Here is a 23,182-nt window from a genome sequence, read left to right as displayed (position 1 = left end):
AGGCGCTGGCCGACCAGGACCCGGGCAATGCCGGATGGCAGCGCGATGTCTCGGTCTCACTCGAAAGGATCGGCGATGTGCGCCGCGACCAAGGCGACCTTCCCGGCGCGCTGGAAGCCTATACACGCGGCCTGGAGATCAGAGAGGCGCTGGCCGACCAGGACCCGGGCAATGCCGGATGGCAGCGCGATGTCTCGGTCTCACTCGAAAGGATCGGCGATGTGCGCCGCGCCCAAGGCGACCTCCCCGGCGCGCTGGAGGCCTATACACGCAGCCTGGAGATCGCAGAGGCGCTGGCCGGTCAGGACCCGGGCAATGCCGGATGGCAGCGCGATGTGATCGTCTCACAATCCAAGCTGGCAGCTGCGGCTTTGTCCGACGGTCAACCGCAGACTGCTGCAGGATGGTTGGATAAGGCTCTGGAGAGGAATGCGGCCCTGATCGCGTCTGATCCCACAAATGCGGTTTGGGCCAATGACCGGCGCGTCTTGCAGTCGATGCGCGGACAAATCGAATGACGGATTTTCACCTCGACACACGGTCATCTGACAACGAGCGGACCCGCCAAATCGTGGAACAGCTTGAGCTGCAGGGGTTTGTTTTGACCCCACGAGAACCGGAGGAGATCGTTGCGCCTCACCCCGTGGTATTGGTTTGGTCGCGAGAAACCGATAGCGCTGCGCTCGCCTTGGACCCAGAGGTGACGGCATTGGCAAAGGCTGGGCGTCTGGTCTCTGTTCTGGTCGAAAAGGTTAAGCTGCCGAACGCGTTGCCGAGCCATGCGGTTGTAGACCTAGTGGGATGGCGCGGATCGTCGGAGAACGCCTTTTTCAAAGACCTGGTCGAGGCACTTTGTGCGGCGTCTTTGCGGAACCCGCCGCCACGCCCCAGAGGACCGACCGGGCGGCTGATCAGACGGCTCTGCGGGGGGCTTACAGTTGGCGTTGTCCTGGCGTTCGGTATCGCAGTGGCGCTGAACATCCTGGAGCTCCAAAACAACCTCTGCTCGATCAACTTTCAGCAGCCGCATCTGTCGGATTTCTGCGGCAAGTGGGGTTTGGGGGACAAACCCGAAAGAACGGAGCGCCTTGCCTGGGAAGCACGGGAGCCAAACAGCTGCCAAGCGCTCCGGCGGCATATGGAGCAGTTCCCGGACGGGGCGCTTGTCGGCCTCGCCGCTGACCATCTGAACGCGAAGACGCTCGTGGTTGATGAGCGCTGGGTTCCCGACCAGGTGAGTTGGCCTTACACCGCTTCGGTGCCAGGTGACGGTGCCATTGATGAGGCGACAGCAAAAACAAAGACGATGAACGCGGCGGCTCAAGAGGCTGAGACCATCTGCAAAGCCTATGCGGAGTCGGATCTTTACCGCTTCAAATCTGTCACGTTGCAGGAACCCAAATGGGAGTGCTTTGAGCTTTTGTCCGGGCATTTTTGTGGGTTCGACACGAAGCAAATCTGCCAACTAGAACGCCTGGAGCGCACAAACCGCGAAGTCTGCAGGACATCAAATCCATGACATCTCGACCAAAAGCCCTCAGCACAGCCCTAACCGTGATCATTTCCATGGGGCCAATGCAATTCACGCCGACACATCTTTTCGCCCAGACGGTGACCGAGGCGGTGATCACCATTTCAGAGGCAGAGCGGCAGGTGCGAGCGGCCCTGGCGCAATCCAACGCGACGCTGCAAACCGTCAAACGCCAGGGTGACCGGACGCTGCGGCAAAAGCTGCGCGAGATCGAGGACCTGCAATTCGAAGTGGCGGATCTGCGGACCGAGGGCGCGGCGGTCTCGGCGCGTGTCGAGACCCTGCGCGACGCGTTGGCCCAGGCGCAGGACCGGCTGGTCACCGAACTCGCTGAGCGTGATCGCGTTTATGCCGAAGAGATCGCCGTCTATCGCGCGGCAGTCGAGGACATTGCTAAGACGCCAGAGGGGTTGGCCGCATTGGAGCGGTTCAACGCGGGCGAAGAAGTGCAAGCGCTGGAAATCCTGGACGCCCTGCGGGCGGCACGGGATCAGGCCGCCGCCGCCAGAACCTTGGCAGATGCCCGGCAAATCGCGCGGCTTGCGCTGGACGCTTGGGGCCGCGCCAAGGTGAGCACGGCCAGCGTGATCCTGCGGTTCGAAGAGATCACGAAGCTCGACCCAAGCCGACATTGGGACTGGGTGGAACTGAGCCGCCTTTATGAGATCGCAGGGGACCTGAGCAACGGCCTGGCTGCGGCGGAAGCATCGGAGGCCGCCGCGGTGACGGATCGGGATCGCTCTGTCTCCTTAAATGAAATCGGCGATGTGCGCCTCGCCCAAGGCGACCTTCCCGGCGCGCTGGAGGCCTACACACGCGGCCTGGAGATCGCAGAGGCGCTGGCCGGTCAGGACAAGGGCAATGCCGGATGGCAGCGCGATGTCTGGGTCTCGCTCAACAAGGTCGGCGATGTGCGCCTCGCCCAAGGCGACCTCCCTGGCGCGCTGGAGGCCTACACACGCGGGCTGGAGATCGCAGAGGCGCTGGCCGGTCAGGACAAGGGCAATGCCGGATGGCAGCGCGATGTCTCGGTCTCGCTCGACAGGATCGGCGATGTGCGCCGCGCCCAAGGCGACCTTCCCGGCGCGCTGGAGGCCTACACACGCGGCCTGGAGATCAGAGAGGCGCTGGCCGGTCAGGACAAGGGCAATGCCGGATGGCAGCGCGATGTCTCGGTCTCGCTCAACAGGATCGGCGATGTGCGCCGCGCCCAAGGCGACCTCCCCGGCGCGCTGGAGGCCTACACACGCGGCCTGGAGATCGCAGAGGCGCTGGCCGGTCAGGACAAGGGCAATGCCGGATGGCAGCGCGATGTCTCGGTCTCGCTCAACATGGTCGGCGATGTGCGCCTCGCCCAAGGCGACCTCCCCGGCGCGCTGGAGGCCTACACACGCGGCCTGGAGATCAGAGAGGCGCTGGCCGGTCAGGACCCGGGCAATGCCGGATGGCAGCGCGATGTTTGGGTTTCGCTGTGGCGACTGACAGCGTTTCCTGAAAGCGGAGTCGCCTGGGCGGATGTTGCCGAAAAGATGGAGGCGATGGCGGCACGCGGGGTTCTTTTACCAACGGATCAACAGTACCTCGACCACGCGCGCGCGCAAGCCGCTTCCGAAGCACGTGTTGATTGACCGAGACTTGTAGATTTGGGTTAGGTTGGCGAGGGTAGCTTCTGCGCCATGATTTCCGTCGCTTGACGGAGGGGATTATCTGCAAGGTGGGCATAGCGGTGAGTTGTCAGCGGGTTGGTGTGCCCAAGCAGGCGCCCGACGATGGCAAGGCTCATCCCGCTGGAGACCAGATGCGAAGCGTAGGTGTGGCGGTTGTCGTGGATGCGATAGTCTTGCAGGTTGGCGGCGGTCGTGACGACAGACCAGAACCGTTTGAGGTCCTTATAGGGGGCTTCGGTCTTGGGGTTGGCAAAGAGGAAAGTGCAGGTGCCGCGCTCTGCGCGGATCTTTTGCAGAAGGTCCAGAGCGGCGCCTGACAGTGGCAGATGTTCTGTCCTCTTCTGCTTAGTATGGTGCGAGGGCTTGGTCCATATCCCCTGCCCTAGTTCGAAATCCTCCCAGGTTGCCGTCAGCACCTCACCAATCCGTGCACCCGTCAAGAGTTGCAGGCGAATGGCATCGGCGGCGGTTTGATTCGGATGCGCATCAAGCGCCTGCGTCAGGCGAAGCAATTCCGCTTCAGAAAGCCAGCGGTGACGCTTCTCTTCTTGGAACTTCTCAATGCCACGGGCCGGGTTGTCCGGACGCATATCCCAGCGAACGGAGAGAGAAAAGATTTTGGACAGCAGGGCCAGAACCCTGTTGGCTTGATAGGGGGTCTTCTTGAGCCGGTTGTGTAGGGCTTGGATGTCTGAGGGGCGCACGTCGCGAGCTTTCATTTTGCCGAGCACAGGCAGGATATGCCGATCTAAATAAGAGCGGTCGTTTTTGACGCTTCCAGCACGTTTCTTCGGCAGTGCGTGTTCTTGCAAGTATTTGACTGCAAGGTCCTTGACGAGAGGGGCGTCGCGCAGTGCTTTGTGATCCGCCACGGGATCCGCACCGCGGACAACGTCCGCAAGTAGGCCACGCGCAATTTCTTTGGCTTGATGCAGGGTCATGAGGGGACCGTGCTGCCCAAGTGTCTTACGCTTTGAACGCCCATCCGCGCGGTTTCGGTACTGGACAAGATAGCTTTTGACCCCGCTGGGTTTGACGCGCAAGCCAAAACCCGGAAGCTCCGCATCCCAGACCAAAAAATCACGGTCCGGACCTGGGTTCAGCTTGTCCACAAAGCTCTTGGTAAGTTTTCGATGCGCCATGATGCCTGTTCTTGCTGCTACCCGCCGGGTAAGCACAAGGTAAGCATAAAACGTCGAAACCGGAAGGGGCACATCGAAGCACAATGCACCAATATCCGATTATGCTTCTGTTTTTAGGGGAAATAATGCGACACATTGAAGGTGAAAGAGTTCCGAAGGAAGTAAGACTGTAAGACCTTTAATCAGTGGGTCACAGGTTCGAATCCTGTACGGCTCACCACTGAAATCAAAGGTTTTGTCAGAGGAAACACGGTTGCGGCAGATGTTGCGGCCCCGTAGCTTCGCCAGATGACAAAACGTTCCCTATTTCGCTATTTCAAAACCAGCCCTGAGATCATCCGCCTGGCGGTTATGACTTAGGTCAGATTCCCACTGCCGCTTCGCAATGTTGAAGATCTGCTACATGAGCGCGGCATCGATGTTAGCCATGAATCGATCCGGTTTTGGTGGAATGGATTTGGACCTATATTCGCATCTGAGATGCGTACGGATCGGATCAATCCGTTGCGATCACATTCGAACTGGCAATGGCATCTCGACGAGATTTTCGTGAAGATCAACGGCGAGACGCATTATCTGTGGCGGGCTGTTGATCACGAAGGCGAGGTGCTGGGAAGCTTTGTCACCAAGCGCCGCGATCGCAGTTCGGCATTGAAATTCCTCAGAAAATCAATGAAGCGATACGGCAAACCAGAGGTAATTGTGACGGACAAGCTGCGTTCATTTGGCGCTGCAATGAAGGGTATGGGTAATCCTCGGCGGCAGGTGACGGGACCTTGGTTGAACCATCGGGCCAAGAATTCGCATCGCCCGTTTCGACGAAGGGAACGAGCGATGCTTCGATTTCGGCGGATGCGATCACTAAAAAAATTCACCGCCATCCATTCTTCAATCCAAAGTCATTTCAACCTTGAACGTCAGCTCTCCTCACGCGCCAATTTCAAACGCAACCGAACCGCTGCTCTCACCGAGTGGCGGCAGATTTGTTCCGCGTAATTTCATGTACTCTACGGCAAACTGAGACTGGTTCGAATTGGTCAGACAGCATCGGGCGCAGCCATGGTCGCGGGATCGACCGTGCGCTCAAAAGACGACCCATCGGCACGGAACAGATGGGCGTTTGCAGCGTCAAAGCGGGCGCCGAACGCCTTGCCGGTTGCGATGTTCACCGTGCCATCGGCCACCATGCAGAAAGAGCTACCAGACGTGGTGGCGCCGTAGATGACAGTCTGGTTGCCTAGCCGTTCCACCACTTCGGGCACAAATTGGAGCGTGACGGCGCCTGCGTCGTGGTCAAGGTCGTCAGGACGAATGCCCAGCGTCAGTTTATCGCCAGGTGACACATGTTCGCCGGGCACCGGCACGGTAACCGAGGTGCCATCGGCGGTTGTTACCGTGACATGGGTCGGTGCGACTTCGCTACAGGTGCAGGGCAGCAGGTTCATGTTGGGGCTGCCGATAAAGCCCGCCACAAAGAGGTTTGCAGGCCTATGGAACAACTCTAGCGGTGATCCCACCTGTTCAATCGCGCCATCGCGCAACACGACAATCTTGTCCGCCATGGTCATCGCTTCGACCTGATCGTGGGTGACATAGATCATCGTATTGCCAAGCTTGCCATGCAGCCGTGACAATTCCACCCGCATGTCTGCGCGCAGGGCCGCGTCGAGATTGGACAGGGGTTCGTCGAATAGGAAAATCTGCGGTTCGCGCACAATCGCACGGCCAATGGCCACGCGCTGTCGCTGTCCGCCCGAAAGCTCTCCGGGCCGGTGTTGCAGGCGTTCGGTCAGTTGCAGGATTTCGGCAGCGCGCTGCACACGGTCCTCCAATTCAGACGCGCTGGTCCGTGCGACACGCAGGGGGAAAGCGATATTCTCAAAGACGCTCATATGGGGGTAGAGCGCGTAGGACTGGAACACCATCGAGATGCCGCGCTTCACTGGCGGCAGGTCATTTACAACCTGCCCGTCGATTTCGATGGTGCCGGATGTCACCTCTTCGAGGCCGGCGATCATACGCAGCATCGTGGATTTGCCGCAGCCCGAAGGACCGACGAACACCGCAAATTCACCCTCTTCGATGGTCAAATCCGTGGGCTTGATCACCTCATCGGTCCCAAAGCTTTTGCTGACGCCGGTTAGTTTGAGTTGTCCCATTAACGCCTCTGAAACCTAATGATGGGCGGCGCAGAACAGCGCCGCCCCGTTTCTCAAGATCGTGGAATTATTCCACCAGATCTTCGAGTTCTTTTGCCACATCGGCGGCGGCTTCCTCAGGCGACAGCTCGCCCAGGATAACGCCCTGAATGGCTTCGTTCATCACGTCCTGAAGCGCGTTATAGTCGATGACCTGCGGTTCGGGGCCACCGGCGGCGATGGATTCAAGGTAGAACTTCCAGTTCGGATCCTTGTTCACAAGCGCGCGGCTGATGTCGGTTTCGCGCACCGGGGTCCAGCCCGCCACATCGTCAAACCGCGCCTGACGGTCGGTTTCGTTCAGGAACTTGGCCAGCGACATCGCCGCGTCTTCCACGCCCGACCCTTTGAACACGGCAAGGCTGTCGGTGATCAATAGCGTGGCGTGCTCTCCGCTTGGGCCTTTGGGGATCCATGTGATGCCGTAATCCACATCACCCGTCCGCGAGCGGTAGCCAAAGCTCTGCACGATCATCGCCACTTTGCCTTCGGAGAAGAGCGGCTCGAGCTTGCCACGGTCATAGGCCACTGGCCCTTCCTGAGCGTAAGCGGCCATGTCCTTGTAGAACTGGAACGTCTCGATGACCTCTGGGCTGTTAAAGACCACTTCGCCATCGCTGTTGATGACTTCGCCGCCGTTCGAATAGATGAAGTTCAGGAAGGCGTGCATCGTGTTGTCAAACGAGGCGGCAGGGATGCCCAACGCCTTGGCGTCGGTGTTTTCCGTGATGGCCTTGGCGGCGACAATCATGTCGTCCCAGGTTTGCGGACCGTTCGGCATGTCCAAACCGGCTTCTTCAAGGATGGCCTTGTTGAAGAAGATGCCCTTGGTCGAGAAGGCGCGCGGCAGGCCCCAGATGCCGCCGTTGAATTTCACGGTCGACAGCACCGAAGGTTCGTAGCTGTTCTGTTCGGCCTCTGACATTTCAACGGGCACGATCAGCCCGGCATCCGCCAGTTGCGGCAAGGTGCGGCTGCCCAGATAGGCCAATCCAACCGGATCACCGGCCGACGCCAGCGTGATCGCCTTTTCTTGGCACTGGCCCCAAGGCACATATTCTTGCAGCACCTTATAGTCTGGGTTCAGCGCTTCCCATTCAGCGATATCGCTGTTTTGCATTTCCGGTGTCACACCATCAGGTGCGCCACAGTTGATAAAGCTGATCTCGGTCTGCGCGCTGGCACTTTGTCCAACTGCGAGCGCCGCAGCACCGGCAAGTAATACAGTTCTGATGCTCACGTTTTTGACTCCCTCTGTTGACCGTTATTCCTTCACCGCACCGGCGGTCAGCCCGGCGACAATGTACTTCTGCAAGAAGACATAGGCGATCAGCACGGGCAGGATGCCCACAAGGCTGGCGGCCATAAGCTCATTGTAAACCACCCGTTCACGCCCAAAGAACGCAAAGAGCCCGATCGGCAGCGGATGCAGTTCGTCCTTGGAGTTAAAGGTCAGCGCGAACAGGAATTGCTGGGCATAGGTGCTCAGGAACACGGTGACCGCCACGACGACGATTCCAGGCGCCGCGACGGGCAGGATGACACGCCACAGCGTATAGAGCCGCGAGGCACCGTCCACATAAGCGGCCTCTTCAAGTTCCTTGGGGACGCGCATGAAATAGCTGCGCATCAGGAAAATACCCACGGGCACCGTAAACGCCGCACCGGGAATGATCATCGCCCAATAGGTGTTCAGCAGCCCCAACCCCAGCATTAGCTTGTAAAGCGGAATGATCAACACCGTGGCCCCCACCATGTTGACGCCCAAAAGCGCGCCCAACACCAGATCGCGCCCGCGATAGTTAAAGCGAGAGACCGAGTAGGCCGCCGGGATGATACAGGCCAGCGCCAGCAGCGTTGCAGCTGTCGAGATCAGGAGCGAATTGAAGATGTAACGCGGCAGGCCCGGCACGGTGACCCAGATGTTAAAATAGGATGCGAAGGACATATCCTCGGTGATGATGCGGTAAGGTGAGCGAAACACGGCCTCCAACGGACGTAACGACACCAGAAACGCTTCGAGGAATGGGGCAAGGATAAAGGCCAGAAACACCGCAACGGCGGCATACAGCCCAAGCTTTTCGTACCAGCGGTATTTGTTGATCATGCCTGTGCCCCTAGCTTGCGCGCGGTGCGCGCCATCATGATCACATAGATGACCATGAAGATTGACATGCTGATCAGGATCATCACCGCACGCGCAGCCCCCTCACCGAATTTGAACCTGCTGATGGCGGTTTTGTAGGTGTCGATGATCATCGTCGTGGTGGCGCCGCGCGGGCCACCTTCGGTCAGGATCCAGATGATTTCGAATGAATTGAACGTCCAGATCGCCGACAGCAGCGCCATGGTCAGAATGGCCGGTGTGATCAGCGGAAGGGTGATCCGGCGGAAGCGATACAATCGTCCCGCCCCATCGGTCCAGGCGGATTCGTAAAGCTCCCGCGGCACCGATTGCATTGCCGCCAGCATGTAAAGCGTGACCAGAGGCGTGCCGACCCACACATCGGTCACGATGGTCGCGATGAACGACGATTGCTTATAGGCCAAGAACTCGAACGGTCCGGACAGCAGCCCGATATGCTGCGCCACGCCCGAGATCATGCCGAATTGCCCGTTATAGAGCCATGTCCACATGAACACGCCAATGGCGACGGGCACGATCCAGGGCGGCATCACCAGCAACCGGAACAACGCCTTGCCCGGCAGCGCCGCATTCAGCAGCGTTGCCCCAATCAGCCCCATAATGATCTTGAGCGAGACACCGATGAACATCCACACAAAGGTGCGGGCGATGACTTCCCAGAAATCATCCTCAAAAATCTCGACGTAGTTCTCAAAGCCAACATACTTTTCGCCCGGACGCAGCGACGCGTTGGTGAAGGACAGCCGGAATGTTTCGATCAACGGCCAGGCGACGATGATTGCAGTCAGCACCAACGCCGGGATCAATAGCAGATAGGGAAAGGCATCAAGTTTGCGTTTCACGCCGCCTCCTCCGCGATGCCCAACGCCGCGTCAAAGGCGGCCCAGGTGGGGGCCATGTCCACGATCTTTTCATCGCGCATGGCTTCGTCCATGGCCATGGCGGTCAGGCCAGCCTCCAACGCATCAATGCAACTGAGCGGCAGGTCCGGCAAATGCCCCGCCATATGCGCCATCAGATCCCGCGCCATTGCGCCATCCGCGCCATAATGCCCGTCATGTCTGGCCCCGCCTTCAACCACTTTGGCGAGGTCCACTGGGTGGCTGCCATCATCGGACCGGGTCACGCGGAAGGTGTTGCGGATGAAATCGCCTTCAGCCATGCCATCGCGCCCGATCACCGCAAAGCGGCGGAATTCGTCAGGCACGTTCATGTTGGTGTGGAACGCCATCGACGCACCGTTTTCGTATTGCACCAGCGCGGTTTGATAATCGATCAGGTCGCCAGCGCCGGAGAACGCATCATTTATGCCCTGCCAGCGCGGGGCCTTCTCTTGCAAATAGGCGAGATCTTCTGCCGGGCGGTGTTGCGGCAGGTATTTCTTGCGCCCACCAAAGCTTGCGATCTTGGTGGGTCTCGCGTCCACGAGGCCCTGATACAGGTCCAGATCGTGACAGCATTTTTCAAGCATGAAGCCGCCCGAAATGTTGCTGTCCCGCCGCCAGTCGCGCATGAAGAAGCTGCCGTGATAGGGGGCGATATGTTCGGATGCCTCGATGGACATAATCTCACCCAGATGCCCATCCGCTTGCGCCGAACGCAGCGCCCGATACAGCGGCGAATAGCGCAGCACGAGGCCCACCATCATTCGCTTGACCCCGTCATGCTCGGCAATCAGGCGGGCAAGTTCCAGCGTTTCATCCACCGAAATCACCACCGGCTTTTCGGTAAAGATATACGGCACGTCGGAACGCAGGGCGGCTGACAGATGCTCCAGATGCAGATGGTTGGGCGAGCCGATGATCAGCAGGTCAAAGCGTTGCCCGGCCAGCATATCGTTAATGTTGTCATAGCGTTGCGGCTGTGCGCCCAGGGCGGTCAGCACGGGCAGGCGCGTATCAGACGGATCGACGACGGCGGTGTATTCGATTGCGGGCTGCGCCTTGGCAAACTCCGGGGCCAGCGTGGCGATGCGGTCGCCTAAACCAACGATCCCAACCCTCATTCGCAGGCCATCCCAAACATCATGCTATCCTTGAGCGCGGTGGTGATCGAGGTCTGTGTCCTACGCACTCGCGGTACTTGCGCGGCGGCGATCAATCCGGTCCTGGGTGTCAGGCCACCCATCGGCAATGCGCTGCACAGCTCAATCCGGTCCGCGCCTCCGGCAATTGCCGCAGCCAACCCATCCGGGCTGTCGGCACAGATCTCCAATGGCGGTTCAGGCAGCATGTTCGGAACAACCTCGGTCTCTCTGCTGGCAGGGTGAGCGCAGCTAACTTCAGGAGTAAAGCTATTTTATTTCAGCTAAAAAATGCAAGTTAAATTTTTGTTTGACAAAAGGCACATGTCCGTAGTTCTTTTGCGCACCTCAATGTCAGAGACGAGTATGTCCGATTTGAAGCCACCGCAGGATATCTTTGCCGCCATAGGCGGTAAGCGCGATCAGCTGAGCCCTAAGCTGGCTGGTATCGCGTCCTATGCGCTTGAAAAACCGGAGCAATTCATTCGCAATACCAGCCGCGAAATCTGTTCCGAGCTGAATACGTCAGAGCCGACATTGATCAAGTTTTGCCAGACCTTCGGATATTCCGGCCTGTCGGAGTTTCGGATCGATTTCGCGTTGGCATTGGCCCGAGGCGGGGTCGCGCAGGGCTTTGTGGAGCCTCTGACGACAGACCGGCGGCAGGTCAATTCTGAGTCCAAATTGCGCATTGCGCGACAGGCTGCCATTCAGGTGAGCGGCGATCAAAGCCTGCTGATCGACAACGGATCTACCGCCGAAGCCTTTGCCCGTGCCTTGGCCGATCTGCCAGCGATGACGGTTATGACCAACGGGATTCTGGTGGCGCAGAATGCGATGACGCATAAGCGGCACACCGTGATGCTGACAGGTGGGCGTATCCGGCCCAATTCGATGTCGCTGACCGGCCCATTAGTGGAATCGAGCCTGGGGCAGATGCGGTTCGACACCTTTGTCATGGGGGCCGCGTCAATTGACGCAACCTATGGCTTGTCCACCTTTCAGGAGGACGAGGCCCAGGTGACACGTCGCATGATGGACGCCGCACAGAGGGTGATTGTGCTGGCCGACAAGACGAAATTCCTGAAACCCGCTTTGCACCGTATTTGCGATATGGGGCAGGTGGATCTGCTGGTGACGGACCTGCCGCCGAACGATCCCAAATTTATGGAACTGGAAGCTCAGGGTCTCCGGGTGATTTCAGCGGCGCAGAATGAAGAGCTACCCAATGCACGTGTCTGAAACGGCCACATGGCGCGAAATCATGGCCCAGCCCGATATCTGGGAAGGGTGGGCTGCCCCGCTTGGCCAACAAGCCGTGGAGATCAGGGCTTGGATTAAAGCGCGTGGGATTGAAACGGTCTGGCTCAGCGGAGCTGGCACGTCAGATTTCATCGGCGGTGTGCTGGCCGGTTGCTCGTCCACGCTGCGGCTGGAAAACCGGGCCAGCACGGATGTCGTCTCCTGTCCGCAGGATTGCCTTGGCGTGCGGGGGCGCGTGCTGTCGGTGCAATTCGGAAGGTCTGGCGACAGTTCAGAATCCATCGGTTTGATGGATTTGCTGGATGCGCATCGGCCTGACATTGATCGGTTGCATATCACCTGCAACCCCAACGGCGCACTGGCGACCCGGTCCGCTCCGGGCCCTGGGGAATCGCGTGTTCTGGCGTTGCCGCCCGAAACCCATGACAGCGCGTTTGCCATGACGTCCAGCTTTACCACCATGCTGCTGTCGGCCTTGGCTTGCCTGACCGAATTTGATGCCGGGGCGCTGCATGGTCTGGCCTCCGAGGCGCGTCCGTTGCTGCGGCAAGCGGCCGAAACTCAGGTGCCCCGTCCGGGGCGTGCAGTGTTCCTTGGGTCCGGCGCTCTGAAATCCGTGGCGCGGGAAAGTGCGTTGAAGGTGCTCGAGCTCACGGCTGGGCGGACCGTTACCCAATGGGACAGCCCGCTGGGGTATCGCCACGGCCCCAAGGCGGCGGTGGACGACGATACGCAGGTGTATGTCATGATCCACCCCGATCCGCAGACGGCACGCTATGACATGGATGTGGCGCGTGAAATCAAGGCGCAGTTCCCCAATATCCCCGTCAAGACCATTGGCCCAGAGGCGGACATCGCGATCCGGGGAACGGGCCATGCGGGCGCGGATGCTGTCTTGTATGTCTTGCCCGCACAGATGCTTGCCGCGCAATGGTCGGCCGAGCTTGGCCTTTCGGTCGACGATCCGTTTCAGGGGCAAAACCTGAGCCGCGTGGTCAGCGGCGTCACGCTCTACGACTGGAACCAGTGATTTTCGGCGGCATCGATCTGGGCGGCTCTAAGATTGAGGCGCGCCTGTTCAACGGGCCCGAGGCCCGTACGATGGATGTGCGTCGGGTTGCGACGCCGACCGATAGTTATGACAGTCTTCTGGATCAGCTTAGCGCCCAGATAGATTGGTTGATCGCACAGACCAAAGACCCCGAGATGCCCATCGGCATTGCGGTGCCGGGCATTCTGTCGCCTGACACAGGTGTGTTGATTGCAGCCAACCTCGTCGCGTCCGGTCTGACACCGGGCAAAGATATTCAGGACAGATTTGGCCGCTCGTTCACCTTTGCGAATGACTGCATGGCCTTCGCCCTGTCCGAAGCGAACGGAGGTGCGGCTGAAGCGCATGACACCGTTTTGGGCCTGATCCTTGGAACGGGTCTGGGCGGCGGCATATGCGTCAACAAAAAGCTGGCACCGCGCCACGGTGGCATCGCGGTTGAAATCGGGCATGCTGCCTTGCCCGCCAGCGCGATTGCGCGTCATCAACTGCCCTTGTGGGAGTGCGGGTGCGGGCGGCTTGGATGTATGGAAACCTGCGTGTCGGGGACCGGGCTGTCCAACATCGCACATCACTTGCTTGGCAAACGTGTGAATGCCGAAACTATCTGGGCCGGTGGGTATCAGGCATGCCTTGATATCTGGGCCGACATCACTGGGGAATGCCTTATGACACTACAGACAACCTTGGCCCCCGATTGCATCGTTCTGGGGGGTGGGATGTCCAATGCGCCCGGGATTGCGGAGCTGCTTCGCGGTGCTCTGTCCCGGCATATGTTGGAGGGCATGGCCTTGCCCGACATTGTCGTGGCGCAACACGGGGACAGTTCGGGTGCACGGGGGGCGGCGCTGCTGGCGTGCCAGCCATGAGCCTTCTGGATCAGATCATTCGCGCCAATCGTGCGGGGCACGGCCCGGCTATACCGTCGGTCTGTTCGGCGCATCCGGATGTGCTCACCGCGTCACTGCTGCTGGCCCGGTCGCTGGATCGGCCCCTTTTGATCGAGGCGACATCCAATCAGGTGAACCATCATGGTGGCTATACCGGCCAGACGCCCGCGGATTTCATCGCGGGTGTGCGCGAACGGGCGGATGGGTTGGGCCTGCGGCAAGAGCTCTTGCTTTTTGGCGGAGACCATCTGGGTCCACAGGCGTGGAAGGCGCAGGATGCCGACAGTGCCATGGTCGAAGCAGAGGGGATGATCGCCGCCTACGTGCAGGCGGGGTTCACAAAAATCCACCTCGATTGTTCCGAAGGATGCGCCGGAGAGCCAGCGGCTCTGAATGATGAATTGGCTGCCGCCCGCAGCGCGCAACTGGCCGAGGTGGCAGAGCGCGCCGCGCCGGATGCCTCCAAATTGCGCTATGTGATCGGGACCGAGGTTCCACCCCCCGGTGGTGCGCGCCATGATGAAGATGTCATCGCGCCAACCCCACCAGACCGCGCCGCCGCGACCATTGCCGCGCATGAAAAGGCGTTTGTGGCACGGGGTCAGGATGCCGCCCTTACACGTGTCCGTGGGCTTGTGGTGCAGCCCGGCCTGGAATTCGCACCCGGCCATATCGACCATTTCCCGATGGATAGCCCTGATCACCTGTCCGACGTACTCAGCGCGCACCCCGATATGTGCTTTGAGGCGCATTCAACGGATTACCAGAAGCCGGAGGTTTTTCAGGAACTGGCCCGCCGCCGCGTTGCCATCCTAAAGGTCGGACCGGCGCTGACCTTTGCCTGGCGCGAGGCGCTCTATGCTTTGTCGCATGTGGATGTCTGGCAGAACGGTGGGGCCCATATCAGCGAGGTTCTTGAGGCCGCCATGACCGACGCGCCAAAAGACTGGATCGGGCATTATCATGGCTCAGCCGATGAACAGCGGCAATTGCGCCATTTTGGATATGCGGATCGCATCCGCTACTACTGGGCGCGCGTGGATGTCGCGCAGGCGGTGGATGACCTGAAGGCGAGGTTTGACACTATGGCTGTGTCGGCACCGTTGTTGTGGCAATATCTGCCGGCCCAAACGCGGGAACTGGCCGGAGAGCTTGATCTGCCACCGGCTATGGCTCTGCTGGCGGCGCATGTTCAGATCGCCCTGCGCCCCTATTTCGACGCGGACCCGACATGCTGATTGCCGCCGACCACATCTGGTATGAGCATGGTTTGCAGAGCGATTTTGCGCTTTGGATCACGGATGGGCGTGTTACCGACATCGGTCCGCTGGGCACGGCCACGCCGGATATGCGCGCAGCACTTCTGCTGCCCTTGCTGACCGACCTTCAGGTCAATGGCGGGGGCGGGACTATGCTGAACAATGACCCCACGCCCGATGGTGTCCTGCGCATCGCGGCGGCGCACCGCTCCTGTGGCACAGGCACCATCCTGCCCACCGTCATCACAGACACGCACGACGTGATTGAGGCCGCCGCCGATGCGGTACGGCAGACATATGGTGCGCGCGGAATCGGGGGCATCCATATCGAGGGGCCGCATATCTCGCCCGAACGTCCCGGCACGCATGACCCGTGCCAAATTCGCCCATTGGATCAACGATCCGTGGATCTGGTGCGCGCGCTGCGGCAGGATGGCATCCCGGTCATGATCACGCTTGCTCCGGAACGGACCGATCCGGAAATGCTGCGCGCCTTGGCGGATAGCGGTGCGGTTGTGTCAGGCGGGCATTCTGCGGCGACGGCCACGCAAACCTATGAGGCGCTGACACAGGGGCTGGGCTGCTTTACGCATCTTTATAATGCTATGCCCGCAATGACATCGCGTGAGCCAGGGATACTCGGCGCGGCGCTGAACTCGGATGCTTACGCGGGGATCATCGTGGACGGCATCCATGTCAGTTGGGACATGGTGCGCGTGGCGTTACGGGCGCGGCCGCGGGCCGGGCTGACCTTTGCGGTGTCGGACGCGATGGCAACTGTTGGAGGCCCGGATCATTTCGAGCTCTACGGTCAGACCATTCATGTCGAGAATGGCGCGCTGGTCAATGCCGAAGGCTCCCTCGCTGGGGCGCATATCGATCTGGTTCAAAGCCTTGCAAACCTGGTCCTTCATGTAGGTCTGCCGCTGGCCGAGGCCATTCCCATGGTCAGCGACATCCCACGCGCGGTGGTGAGCCTGCCGTCGCAAGCCTTGCATGTGGGGATGGATGCCAACGACATCCTGATGCTCAACGACGATTTCACAATGGTGAGGATGCCATGACCTTGCACTTGTCTCAAAGCTGGTCGCCGGAGCCAGAAGGCACCTTGGGCACGCTAAAACTGACGCTGCACAACCTGTCGGACCAAATGCTGCGCCCGACGCAGATATGTTACACCTCTCTGTGCCGGATAGATGAAACCTCGGAGGTCACCGGCGGGACGGTGATCCGCAATCAGGGCAGCTTTGTAGCCCTCGTGCCTGACGCGCACATCCCGGCGGGCGGGTGTCTGAACCTGACCTTGACCGGGCTGATCTATGGCGCACGCACCCGCAGCCAAGGCGTGTTGACCGCCTGGATTGTTGAACGTGACGGAAGCTGCATCGAGGCCACGCTGGACGATCTGGAAGCGCCGGATGGCACTAAACGTGGTGGTGGCAAGCTCTGGCCGGAAGGGCAGATCGACCTGCCGCTTGGCCTGTTGCCCTGGCCTTCAGAGGTTGAGGTCGCTGATTGGGCGGAGGCGCCGCAGTTGCAACCTGCGCCGGGTGCACCGCGCGAGGCCTTTCAGATCGTAGCGGCGCTACACCGCAGGCTGTTTCCAGATGCCCCTGCGCCGTTTTCGTTTTCTGCCGGCAGGCCGGTGGCGGTGCGTGCAGATGCCTCCCTGCCTGCAGAGGGCTATCGCCTGAAATTCACCCCGGATGACATCACGCTGACCCACCACGGAGAGGCCGCGCAACAGCACGGGCTGATCGCCCTCGCTCAGATCGCCCACGCTGCGCGAAGCGATGGGAGGTTCCAATTTCCGGCATCGGGTCAGATCACAGACGCGCCGCGCTTTGGCTGGCGGGGGCTGATGCTGGACGTTGCCCGAAATTTCCATCCGGTGGCCACACATCTGCGCCTGCTGGACATCATGGCATGGCTGCGCATGAACCGGTTCCACTGGCATTTGATTGATGATGAAGGCTGGCGAATGCCTTCGAGCGCCTATCCGGCGCTTAACACAATCGGCGCCACGCGCGCTCAAGACGCAGCCCTCGCGCCGCAATATCGTGATGGCCCCGGTGGGCAGGCCGGGTTTTTTAGCGCGGACGACATCGCCACGGTGCTGCAACATGCCGAAACACATGGGATCAATGTCATGCCAGAGGTCGAAATGCCCGGCCATTCCGCATCGCTCATCGCCGCCATCCCGGACCTGCGCGACCCGCAGGAACCCAACGGGTATTACCGGTCGGTGCAGGGGTTCACCAACAATGCTCTCAACCCGGGTCTGCCACGCAGCTATGAGGTGGCCAAAACACTGCTGGATGAGGCGATCGACCTCTTCCCCTTCGACACCATCCATGTCGGTGCGGATGAGGTGGACCTTGCCGCTTGGGAACAATCGCCCACCGCGCAAAGCTTCGCGGCAGAACATGGGCTGGCAAGCACCCATGAAATGCAGGCGTATTTCTTACGTGACATTCAGGGCCATCTGGCCGCGCGGGGCCGCCGGATCGCCGCGTGGGATGAGGCCGCCGAAGGAGGGGGAATCTTGCCCGATACCGCATTGTTGTTTGCATGGCGCAGCAAAGAGAAAACCGCCGAGCTGATGGCGCAGGGCTATGACGTGGTCGCCACGCCGGGGCAGGCCTATTACCTCGACATGATCGAAAGTGATGGCTGGGACGCTTGCGGCATTTCCTGGGCTGGTGTCTCCACGCCCGAGGCCTGTTACGCATATGACCCAGGGGACGGGCTGCCGGACGGGCCAGGCCGGTTGCTGGGTGTGCAGGCCGCGATCTGGAGCGAGTATCTCGACACAACCGCCCGTATCAACACCGTCGCGTTCCCGCGCCTGGCCGCAGTGGCCGAAGCGGGATGGACGCCGCAATCCGCCAAATCCTGGCCGCGCTTTGCCGCGCTGTCCCGCCTGGCCCCGCAGCTATGAGGCGGGTAGCGATAGGCGGGCTGCACACGGAATGTTCCAGCTATTCGCCGTTGGAGCAAACTCAGTCGGACTTCACCCGCGTAACGGGGCAAGCGCTGTTGGACATGGTGCCCTTTGATTTCGCCGGCGCGGGGATTGAGGCTGTGCCGCTCTTTCAAGACCGATCCGTGCCCGGTGGGCCGGTTGCGGCAGACACTTTCGCCGCGCAAATGGCGGATTTCATGGCCGCACTGGCCGATGCAGGCCCGTTGGATGGCGTTCTGTTGCTTATGCACGGCGCGATGTTTGTGCCCGGGATTGATGATCCGGAAGGCACATTTATCGCCGATATACGCCGCCTTGTCGGACCGGAGGTCATAATCGCGGCCTCGTTTGATTTGCACGGGCAGGTCACGGGGCAGATCGTCGAGGCGCTCGATGCCTTTGCCTCTTACCGCACTGCCCCGCATATCGATGTGGAGGAAACTCATGCGCGTGCGGCCCTCATGCTGACCGATTCTTTGAAAAGCGGGACGCGCAGCACGGTCTGTTGGACACCCGTGCCATTGTTGGTGTCGGGCGAGATGTCCTCGACCTTCGTGTCGCCCTGCGACGCGCTTTATGCCGCGCTCCCTGATTTTGACACGCGCGCGGGCATCTGCGACAGCAATCTGATGATCGGATACGTTTGGGCCGACAGCCCGCGCGCCACCGCCGCCGCCGTGGTTACGGCCACCGATCCTGTCGCGGGGCAGCAGGTGGCAGATGAGATTGCCCAAAGCTATCTGAGCAAGCGTGATGAGTTGACCTACGACATGGACGCCGCCCCCCTGCAAGAGGCGCTGGACCGTGTTGCGGGGACCCAGGCCATCCTTGCAGACAGCGGCGACAATCCGACGGCCGGGGGGGTCGGAGACCGCGCAGATGTGCTGCGGGCCGTGCTGGAGAAGGGCCTGACCTCTGTGCTGGTTGCAGGGATCGCGGACCCGGTGGCGTTTGACGAGCTTATGCGCGGAGCAACCCAGATTACCCTTGGCGGGACATTGGGGGGCGGGGGACCAAAGCTTGTGTTGCCAGTCGAGGATTGCAGGCTTTTTGAGGATGTCGCGGTTGTGACATCCCAAGGGGTCCGGGTCGTGGTCACTCAGCGCCGCCGACCGTTCCATATGCTGGACGATTTCAAGACGCTTGGCCTTGATCTGGATGCGGTGTCATTGCTGGTGGTCAAATCCGGCTATCTGGTGCCTGAACTGCGCGCCTTGTCGCGCACCAGTATTATGGCCCTGACCGATGGCGCGGTCCTGCAGGATGTCTCGAGACTGGAGAACAGATACCGCCCTGCCGGCACCTGGCCATTCAGTCACGGGGCTTAAGGTACCGCGCAAGGAGCAGGACAAGGATCAAGAACGGGCCAAGTGCTGCCAATCCGCCGCGCATGTTGGTGGCGTCTGCGATCAACCCGATCATCGGTGGCCCCAACAAGAACCCGCATAGCGTGATCTGCGTCAGGACAGCGACGTTGGCTGCGCTTGAGCGACCCGGTAGGGCGCTTACGGCACTGACTGCCAAAGGAAAGCCCAAGGACACCCCGTAGCCCAGCAGCCCGATCCCCAGAAAAGAAAGCCAGACCAACGGGCTCAGCAACATCAGCGCCAACCCGATCAGCGCGATCAACGCAAAGGTTTGTGCCAGTTTCTCCACGGGAAAACGTGCCTTTAGCCCATCGCCTTGAAACCGCCCCGTCGCCACAAAGAGCGCAAAGACGGTATAGCTCGCCCCCGCTATGCCCGGTGAGGCTGCAAACGCATCCGTCAGGTAAACCGCCGACCAATCGGCCATGGCTCCCTCTGTCATGGCCACGCCGAAGGCGAAAAATGAGATGAACATCAACGGTTTCGACAGCCCACGCAGACCTGGTTTGGTGTCTTCCTCAGCCGGTACGGCATAGTTTGTGATGCTGCGCGCCACCCAGATCAGCGGCACGACAGACAAGGCCGACAGGCCAACCAGCGACAGGTTGGGTGCGATATCCAGAGCTGCGCAAAGCGCGCCGATGGCACTGCCGATTAGGACCCCGACGCTCCAAAACCCATGGCAGCCATTCATGATCAGTTTGCCTGCGCGTGTCTCAACCTGCGATGCCGTGACGTTCAACCCCAGCTCTGCCAGCGCCAACGCCAAACCGGCCAGCAAAAGCGCCGCAAAAAGGCTTGGTCCGCTGATGGCAAAAGCGGGCAAGGGCATCAGGCAAGCGTAAGCCAGCAGCCCCCAGGTCAGCAAAGCGCGCGTCCCCAACGCTTCGGCCAGGCGCCCGCCAAAGAACAGCGCAATCAGCAACCCCACCGGCATCCCCATCAAGGCAAAAGCCAACTGTCCCGCGCTCAGATCCAGCGCGGCCTGCACTTGCGGGATGCGCGGGAACCATGCACCCAGGACAAGCGGCTGCAACAGGAAAATCCAACGCGTCGCGGTAATGTCGCCGATACGGAGAAATGTGGTGTGGTCGTTGTTCTGAGGTGTCATACTGCCTCACTACTTGAGCCTTTGCATAATGAACAGCTGAACCAATTCTGTTCGCAGTTATGGCCATAATCCCGGATCTTTATCATCAATTGCAGGGCTATGCGTACCGACATTTAATCTCATATTCTTGTGGTTTGATGCTTCCGAAGGAACCGACCGAAGCCCTATGGGACAAACGCATCACCGTGACGCCACGACCGCGCGCGTTGGATTACTCTTGCCGTTTTCGTGACCTTCTTGAGATGTCCTGGCTCATCGGGGTTAACCCCGCGCGACACCGCAATCTGCTCGACCATCGCATAAATCGATATGATCAATGAGGTCGGGGCTGGATTCACATTTCAAGCGCGACACCGAGTTGTTGAGCGAATGCCTCTAGTGACGTCTGGAAGCCGAGGCATTTTCGCGACTAGGATTTTGTCAAACCTAGAGCGTCTAGGTTTTTTCTGAAGCTAATTGGGATGCCCATCTTGGTTCGATGGCGATTCAGAATCCGTACTGGAGTGGGAGGCCAGCATGGATGACGAAAGCCAATTCGGACGATCTGATAGAGCGGGTGGTTGCTGCGATGCGTTCGGGAGAAGGCTGGCGCAGTGTTGCGGCGCGGTTCGGTGTCGCCCCGTCGAGCGTGGTGAAGTGGACGGGTCGGGCGCGGCGGAGACGCTTAATTTCCTTCTGTCGTCGCGTCAGCTCCTTGAGCGGGCCGCTATTCTGCCGGTGAGAAACCGACTATGAGTTGCCGGAGGCCGAGCATCGCGCCGAGAAATATCGAAATGAAGGCAATTGGGGCGCTGAAGGCCAGGACAGAGAATGCCGAAAGGCCTTGCCCGACGCTGCACCCCACGGCGAGGATCGCGCCTGGGCCCATTAGGGCCGCGCCTAGGATCTGGCGCCTCAGTTCTCTTGGATCCTCACAGGCCTCCCACCGAAAATGGCCCTTTCGGATCGACCCAATAAAGGCGCCGGCCACCACGCCCACCACCGAACCAACGCTGAAGGACAAGGTGTTGCCCGAGGCGGTCATCGAATAGAATATGGTGTCGCCGATCGGGGCGGCGAAACTGTGGGTCTCAATCGGCTCCACCTCGAAACCTGTAACCGCGACCCAATAGGTGCCGACCCAACCCGATGTGATCGCCAGCCCAACGACGACGCCCCAGAAGATATGTTCGGGTGATGCGAGCATTCTCCTGCTGGCAAGGGAGACCGCCATCAGTGATCCGCCAACCAAAGCCCCGGTCGTCACATGGTCGACCCCCCAGCGCACGGCAGCGAACTGGCTGACGCCCTGGGGGGCTTGGGTGTCCACGACGACGGGGAAGAGCCAGACCCGGAATTCCGCCAATGGCCCCGACATCACGAAATAGGCCGACAACCCCAGGACAAGCACGATCACGAAGGATCGCAGATCACCGCCTCCAAGTCGGGCCAGCGCGCCGTAGCCGCAATTGCCGGCCAATGCCATGCCGTAGCCAAACATCAGCCCGCCGACCACGGTTGCCAGCGGGTTCCAGACCCGATCAAGATAAGCGGTCTCCGCGCCGTCAAGCGCGCCAAGCGACATTGCGAGATGCGTGGATATGACCGCCGCGCCGATGGCAAGGCCCCACATGCGCAAGCGGCGGTCGTCGCTGGAGTAGAGGAAGTCCTCTATCGCGCCGAGGGTGCAGAACCGCCCGAGGCGCGCCGCCAGCCCAAGGATCAGCCCTCCGACCAGCCCGATCAGGGCCGCTGTGTTGGCCTCACCCAAGGTATCCAGCATTGCCGCGCCCCCCTCATCGGCTCACCCGGTCCGGTCAAGAATGGCTTTCGCGGCAGAACAGATCATAGACGACTTCGATGATCTGGCGCGCCCGGTCATCCGTCAAGCTATAGTAGATCGCCTTGCCCTCGCGCCGGGGCTTCACAAGCCCTTCCAGCCTTAGCCGCGTCAATTGCTGCGACACCGCGGCCTGCCGGGATGACAGAAGGTCCTCCAACTCGGTGACGGACTTCTCGCCCGAGGCCAAATGACAGAGGATCATCAGACGCCCCTCATGCCCCAGCGCCTTCAGAAAGGCCGAGGCGCGCTCGGCGTTCTTCACCATTTTCTCCATGTCCTCGGCGCACATGTCGGTGCTGAAAACCGGCAGGCGGCTTTTGTGAATTTCGCTGTGCTGCGGCTCAATACTCATCAATCTTATCCTAGTGGTTCTAGCGCAATTTGCGCATCACTTAACATATTTCCTAGCAGCCCCCAAAAGAAGTCTTCGCCAGGGTAGCCTTCGATGCGGCCGGTTTCCACGCCATCAATCGCAAGGATGAATGTGGGCGTAAAGTGGACCCGGCGCGCAAGAATTACGTCATCCGGCGGATCGAGGATATCGAAACGCCGGAGCGGCACCGCACGGCCTTCGGCCGATTTTGGGTAGATCGGCCCGATCTCCTTGTCCCATTGTTCGCACCAATAACACCCCGGCTCTTGCGCCATAAGCAGAACCGCGTCGGCCTTTGAAGCAATGGGAAAGAACGCCAGGATGGAGATCAGAAAAGCACGGACCACGAATTCACACCCTCTGATTGACCTGCG

21 protein-coding genes and 1 pseudogene are annotated in these 23,182 nt (G+C 60.3%); 11 read left to right on the top strand and 11 right to left on the bottom strand.

Annotated elements, in window-relative coordinates; all coding sequences use genetic code 11:
* The 3 genes from AIOL_RS25395 to AIOL_RS04470 all read left to right on the top strand — a co-directional run.
* The coding region (locus AIOL_RS25395) for a tetratricopeptide repeat protein (RefSeq protein WP_049641766.1) at window positions 1-518 on the top strand (518 nt) is incomplete at its 5' end.
* On the top strand, window positions 515-1,519 hold the full coding sequence (locus tag AIOL_RS04475; protein ID WP_049641765.1) for a hypothetical protein: 1,005 nt from the start codon (window positions 515-517) through the stop codon (window positions 1,517-1,519). The genes AIOL_RS25395 and AIOL_RS04475, both read left to right, overlap by 4 nt.
* Window positions 1,516-3,159 (top strand): tetratricopeptide repeat protein, encoded by a 1,644-nt coding sequence (locus tag AIOL_RS04470; protein ID WP_152912351.1) that lies wholly within the window; start codon window positions 1,516-1,518, stop codon window positions 3,157-3,159. The genes AIOL_RS04475 and AIOL_RS04470 overlap by 4 nt, the downstream gene beginning before the upstream one ends.
* Before the next feature lie 20 nt (window positions 3,160-3,179).
* On the opposite strand, the gene AIOL_RS04465 is transcribed toward AIOL_RS04470, so the two are convergent.
* Window positions 3,180-4,340 (bottom strand): tyrosine-type recombinase/integrase, encoded by a 1,161-nt coding sequence (locus AIOL_RS04465; protein ID WP_049641763.1) that lies wholly within the window; start codon window positions 4,338-4,340, stop codon window positions 3,180-3,182.
* A 288-nt stretch (window positions 4,341-4,628) separates the two neighbouring features.
* On the opposite strand from AIOL_RS04465, the pseudogene AIOL_RS24215 reads away from it, so the two are divergent.
* Window positions 4,629-5,336 (top strand): annotated as a pseudogene (locus AIOL_RS24215) (IS6 family transposase).
* A 41-nt stretch (window positions 5,337-5,377) separates the two neighbouring features.
* Here the strand turns inward: AIOL_RS24215 and AIOL_RS04460 are convergent.
* The 6 genes from AIOL_RS04460 to AIOL_RS04435 all read right to left on the bottom strand — a co-directional run bounded on the left by AIOL_RS04460 (window position 5,378) and on the right by AIOL_RS04435 (window position 10,916).
* Window positions 5,378-6,499 (bottom strand): ABC transporter ATP-binding protein, encoded by a 1,122-nt coding sequence (locus AIOL_RS04460; protein ID WP_049641762.1) that lies wholly within the window; start codon window positions 6,497-6,499, stop codon window positions 5,378-5,380.
* Window positions 6,500-6,566: 67 nt separating this feature from the next.
* The gene (locus AIOL_RS04455; RefSeq protein ID WP_049641761.1) at window positions 6,567-7,778 is read right to left on the bottom strand and encodes an ABC transporter substrate-binding protein; all 1,212 of its coding nucleotides are present in this window, start codon (window positions 7,776-7,778) and stop codon (window positions 6,567-6,569) included.
* A gap of 24 nt (window positions 7,779-7,802) precedes the next feature.
* The gene (locus AIOL_RS04450; protein WP_049641760.1) at window positions 7,803-8,645 is read right to left on the bottom strand and encodes a carbohydrate ABC transporter permease; all 843 of its coding nucleotides are present in this window, start codon (window positions 8,643-8,645) and stop codon (window positions 7,803-7,805) included.
* Entirely contained in the window at window positions 8,642-9,526 is an 885-nt protein-coding gene (locus tag AIOL_RS04445; protein ID WP_049641759.1) for a carbohydrate ABC transporter permease, read from the bottom strand. Before AIOL_RS04445 ends, AIOL_RS04450 begins: the two co-directional genes overlap by 4 nt.
* Entirely contained in the window at window positions 9,523-10,689 is a 1,167-nt protein-coding gene (locus AIOL_RS04440) for a Gfo/Idh/MocA family protein (protein WP_049641758.1), read from the bottom strand. Before AIOL_RS04440 ends, AIOL_RS04445 begins: the two co-directional genes overlap by 4 nt.
* Entirely contained in the window at window positions 10,686-10,916 is a 231-nt protein-coding gene (locus AIOL_RS04435) for a copper homeostasis protein CutC (RefSeq protein WP_082152406.1), read from the bottom strand. The genes AIOL_RS04440 and AIOL_RS04435 overlap by 4 nt, the downstream gene beginning before the upstream one ends.
* A gap of 157 nt (window positions 10,917-11,073) precedes the next feature.
* Between AIOL_RS04435 and AIOL_RS04430 the strand changes: the two genes are divergently transcribed.
* From AIOL_RS04430 to AIOL_RS04400, 7 genes are read left to right on the top strand one after another with little or no spacing between them, the layout of a single operon-like run.
* Window positions 11,074-11,949, top strand: a complete 876-nt coding sequence (locus tag AIOL_RS04430) for a DeoR/GlpR family DNA-binding transcription regulator (protein WP_235438867.1) — start codon at window positions 11,074-11,076, stop codon at window positions 11,947-11,949.
* Window positions 11,950-11,971: 22 nt separating this feature from the next.
* A complete protein-coding gene (locus AIOL_RS04425) occupies window positions 11,972-13,000 on the top strand; it encodes an SIS domain-containing protein (RefSeq protein WP_235438865.1) in 1,029 nt (342 codons plus the stop codon).
* Entirely contained in the window at window positions 12,997-13,890 is an 894-nt protein-coding gene (locus AIOL_RS04420; protein ID WP_235438864.1) for an ROK family protein, read from the top strand. The genes AIOL_RS04425 and AIOL_RS04420 overlap by 4 nt, the downstream gene beginning before the upstream one ends.
* Window positions 13,887-15,149, top strand: a complete 1,263-nt coding sequence (locus AIOL_RS04415; RefSeq protein ID WP_049641755.1) for a class II D-tagatose-bisphosphate aldolase non-catalytic subunit — start codon at window positions 13,887-13,889, stop codon at window positions 15,147-15,149. The genes AIOL_RS04420 and AIOL_RS04415 overlap by 4 nt, the downstream gene beginning before the upstream one ends.
* Window positions 15,143-16,234, top strand: coding sequence for an N-acetylglucosamine-6-phosphate deacetylase (locus AIOL_RS04410; RefSeq protein WP_049641754.1), 1,092 nt, complete (start codon window positions 15,143-15,145; stop codon window positions 16,232-16,234). The genes AIOL_RS04415 and AIOL_RS04410 overlap by 7 nt, the downstream gene beginning before the upstream one ends.
* 44 nt (window positions 16,235-16,278) lie before the next feature.
* Complete coding sequence (locus AIOL_RS04405; protein WP_160314405.1) at window positions 16,279-18,111, top strand: beta-N-acetylhexosaminidase; 1,833 nt, start codon at window positions 16,279-16,281, stop codon at window positions 18,109-18,111.
* Window positions 18,108-19,463 carry a M81 family metallopeptidase gene (locus tag AIOL_RS04400; RefSeq protein WP_049641752.1) on the top strand — a complete coding sequence of 452 codons (1,356 nt, stop codon included), beginning with the start codon at window positions 18,108-18,110 and terminating at the stop codon, window positions 19,461-19,463. Before AIOL_RS04405 ends, AIOL_RS04400 begins: the two co-directional genes overlap by 4 nt.
* Here AIOL_RS04400 and AIOL_RS04395 read toward each other — a convergent pair.
* The 4 genes from AIOL_RS04395 to AIOL_RS04380 all read right to left on the bottom strand — a co-directional run bounded on the left by AIOL_RS04395 (window position 19,447) and on the right by AIOL_RS04380 (window position 23,155).
* Window positions 19,447-20,613: an MFS transporter gene (locus AIOL_RS04395; RefSeq protein ID WP_049641751.1), complete on the bottom strand. Its 1,167-nt coding sequence runs from the start codon at window positions 20,611-20,613 to the stop codon at window positions 19,447-19,449. The genes AIOL_RS04400 and AIOL_RS04395 overlap by 17 nt on opposite strands.
* A 706-nt stretch (window positions 20,614-21,319) precedes the next feature.
* Window positions 21,320-22,375, bottom strand: a complete 1,056-nt coding sequence (locus AIOL_RS04390) for a YeeE/YedE family protein (protein WP_049641750.1) — start codon at window positions 22,373-22,375, stop codon at window positions 21,320-21,322.
* A gap of 34 nt (window positions 22,376-22,409) precedes the next feature.
* Window positions 22,410-22,787, bottom strand: coding sequence for an ArsR/SmtB family transcription factor (locus AIOL_RS04385; RefSeq protein WP_049641749.1), 378 nt, complete (start codon window positions 22,785-22,787; stop codon window positions 22,410-22,412).
* Between the two features lie 5 nt (window positions 22,788-22,792).
* On the bottom strand, window positions 22,793-23,155 hold the full coding sequence (locus tag AIOL_RS04380) for a hypothetical protein (RefSeq protein WP_152912350.1): 363 nt from the start codon (window positions 23,153-23,155) through the stop codon (window positions 22,793-22,795).
* Window positions 23,156-23,182: the final 27 nt, after the last annotated feature.

Origin of the sequence: Candidatus Rhodobacter oscarellae, assembly GCF_001078595.1 — a bacterium.
Classification (GTDB): domain Bacteria; phylum Pseudomonadota; class Alphaproteobacteria; order Rhodobacterales; family Rhodobacteraceae; genus Rhodobacter_B; species Rhodobacter_B oscarellae.
This window is presented reverse-complemented; position numbering and strand designations above follow the sequence as displayed.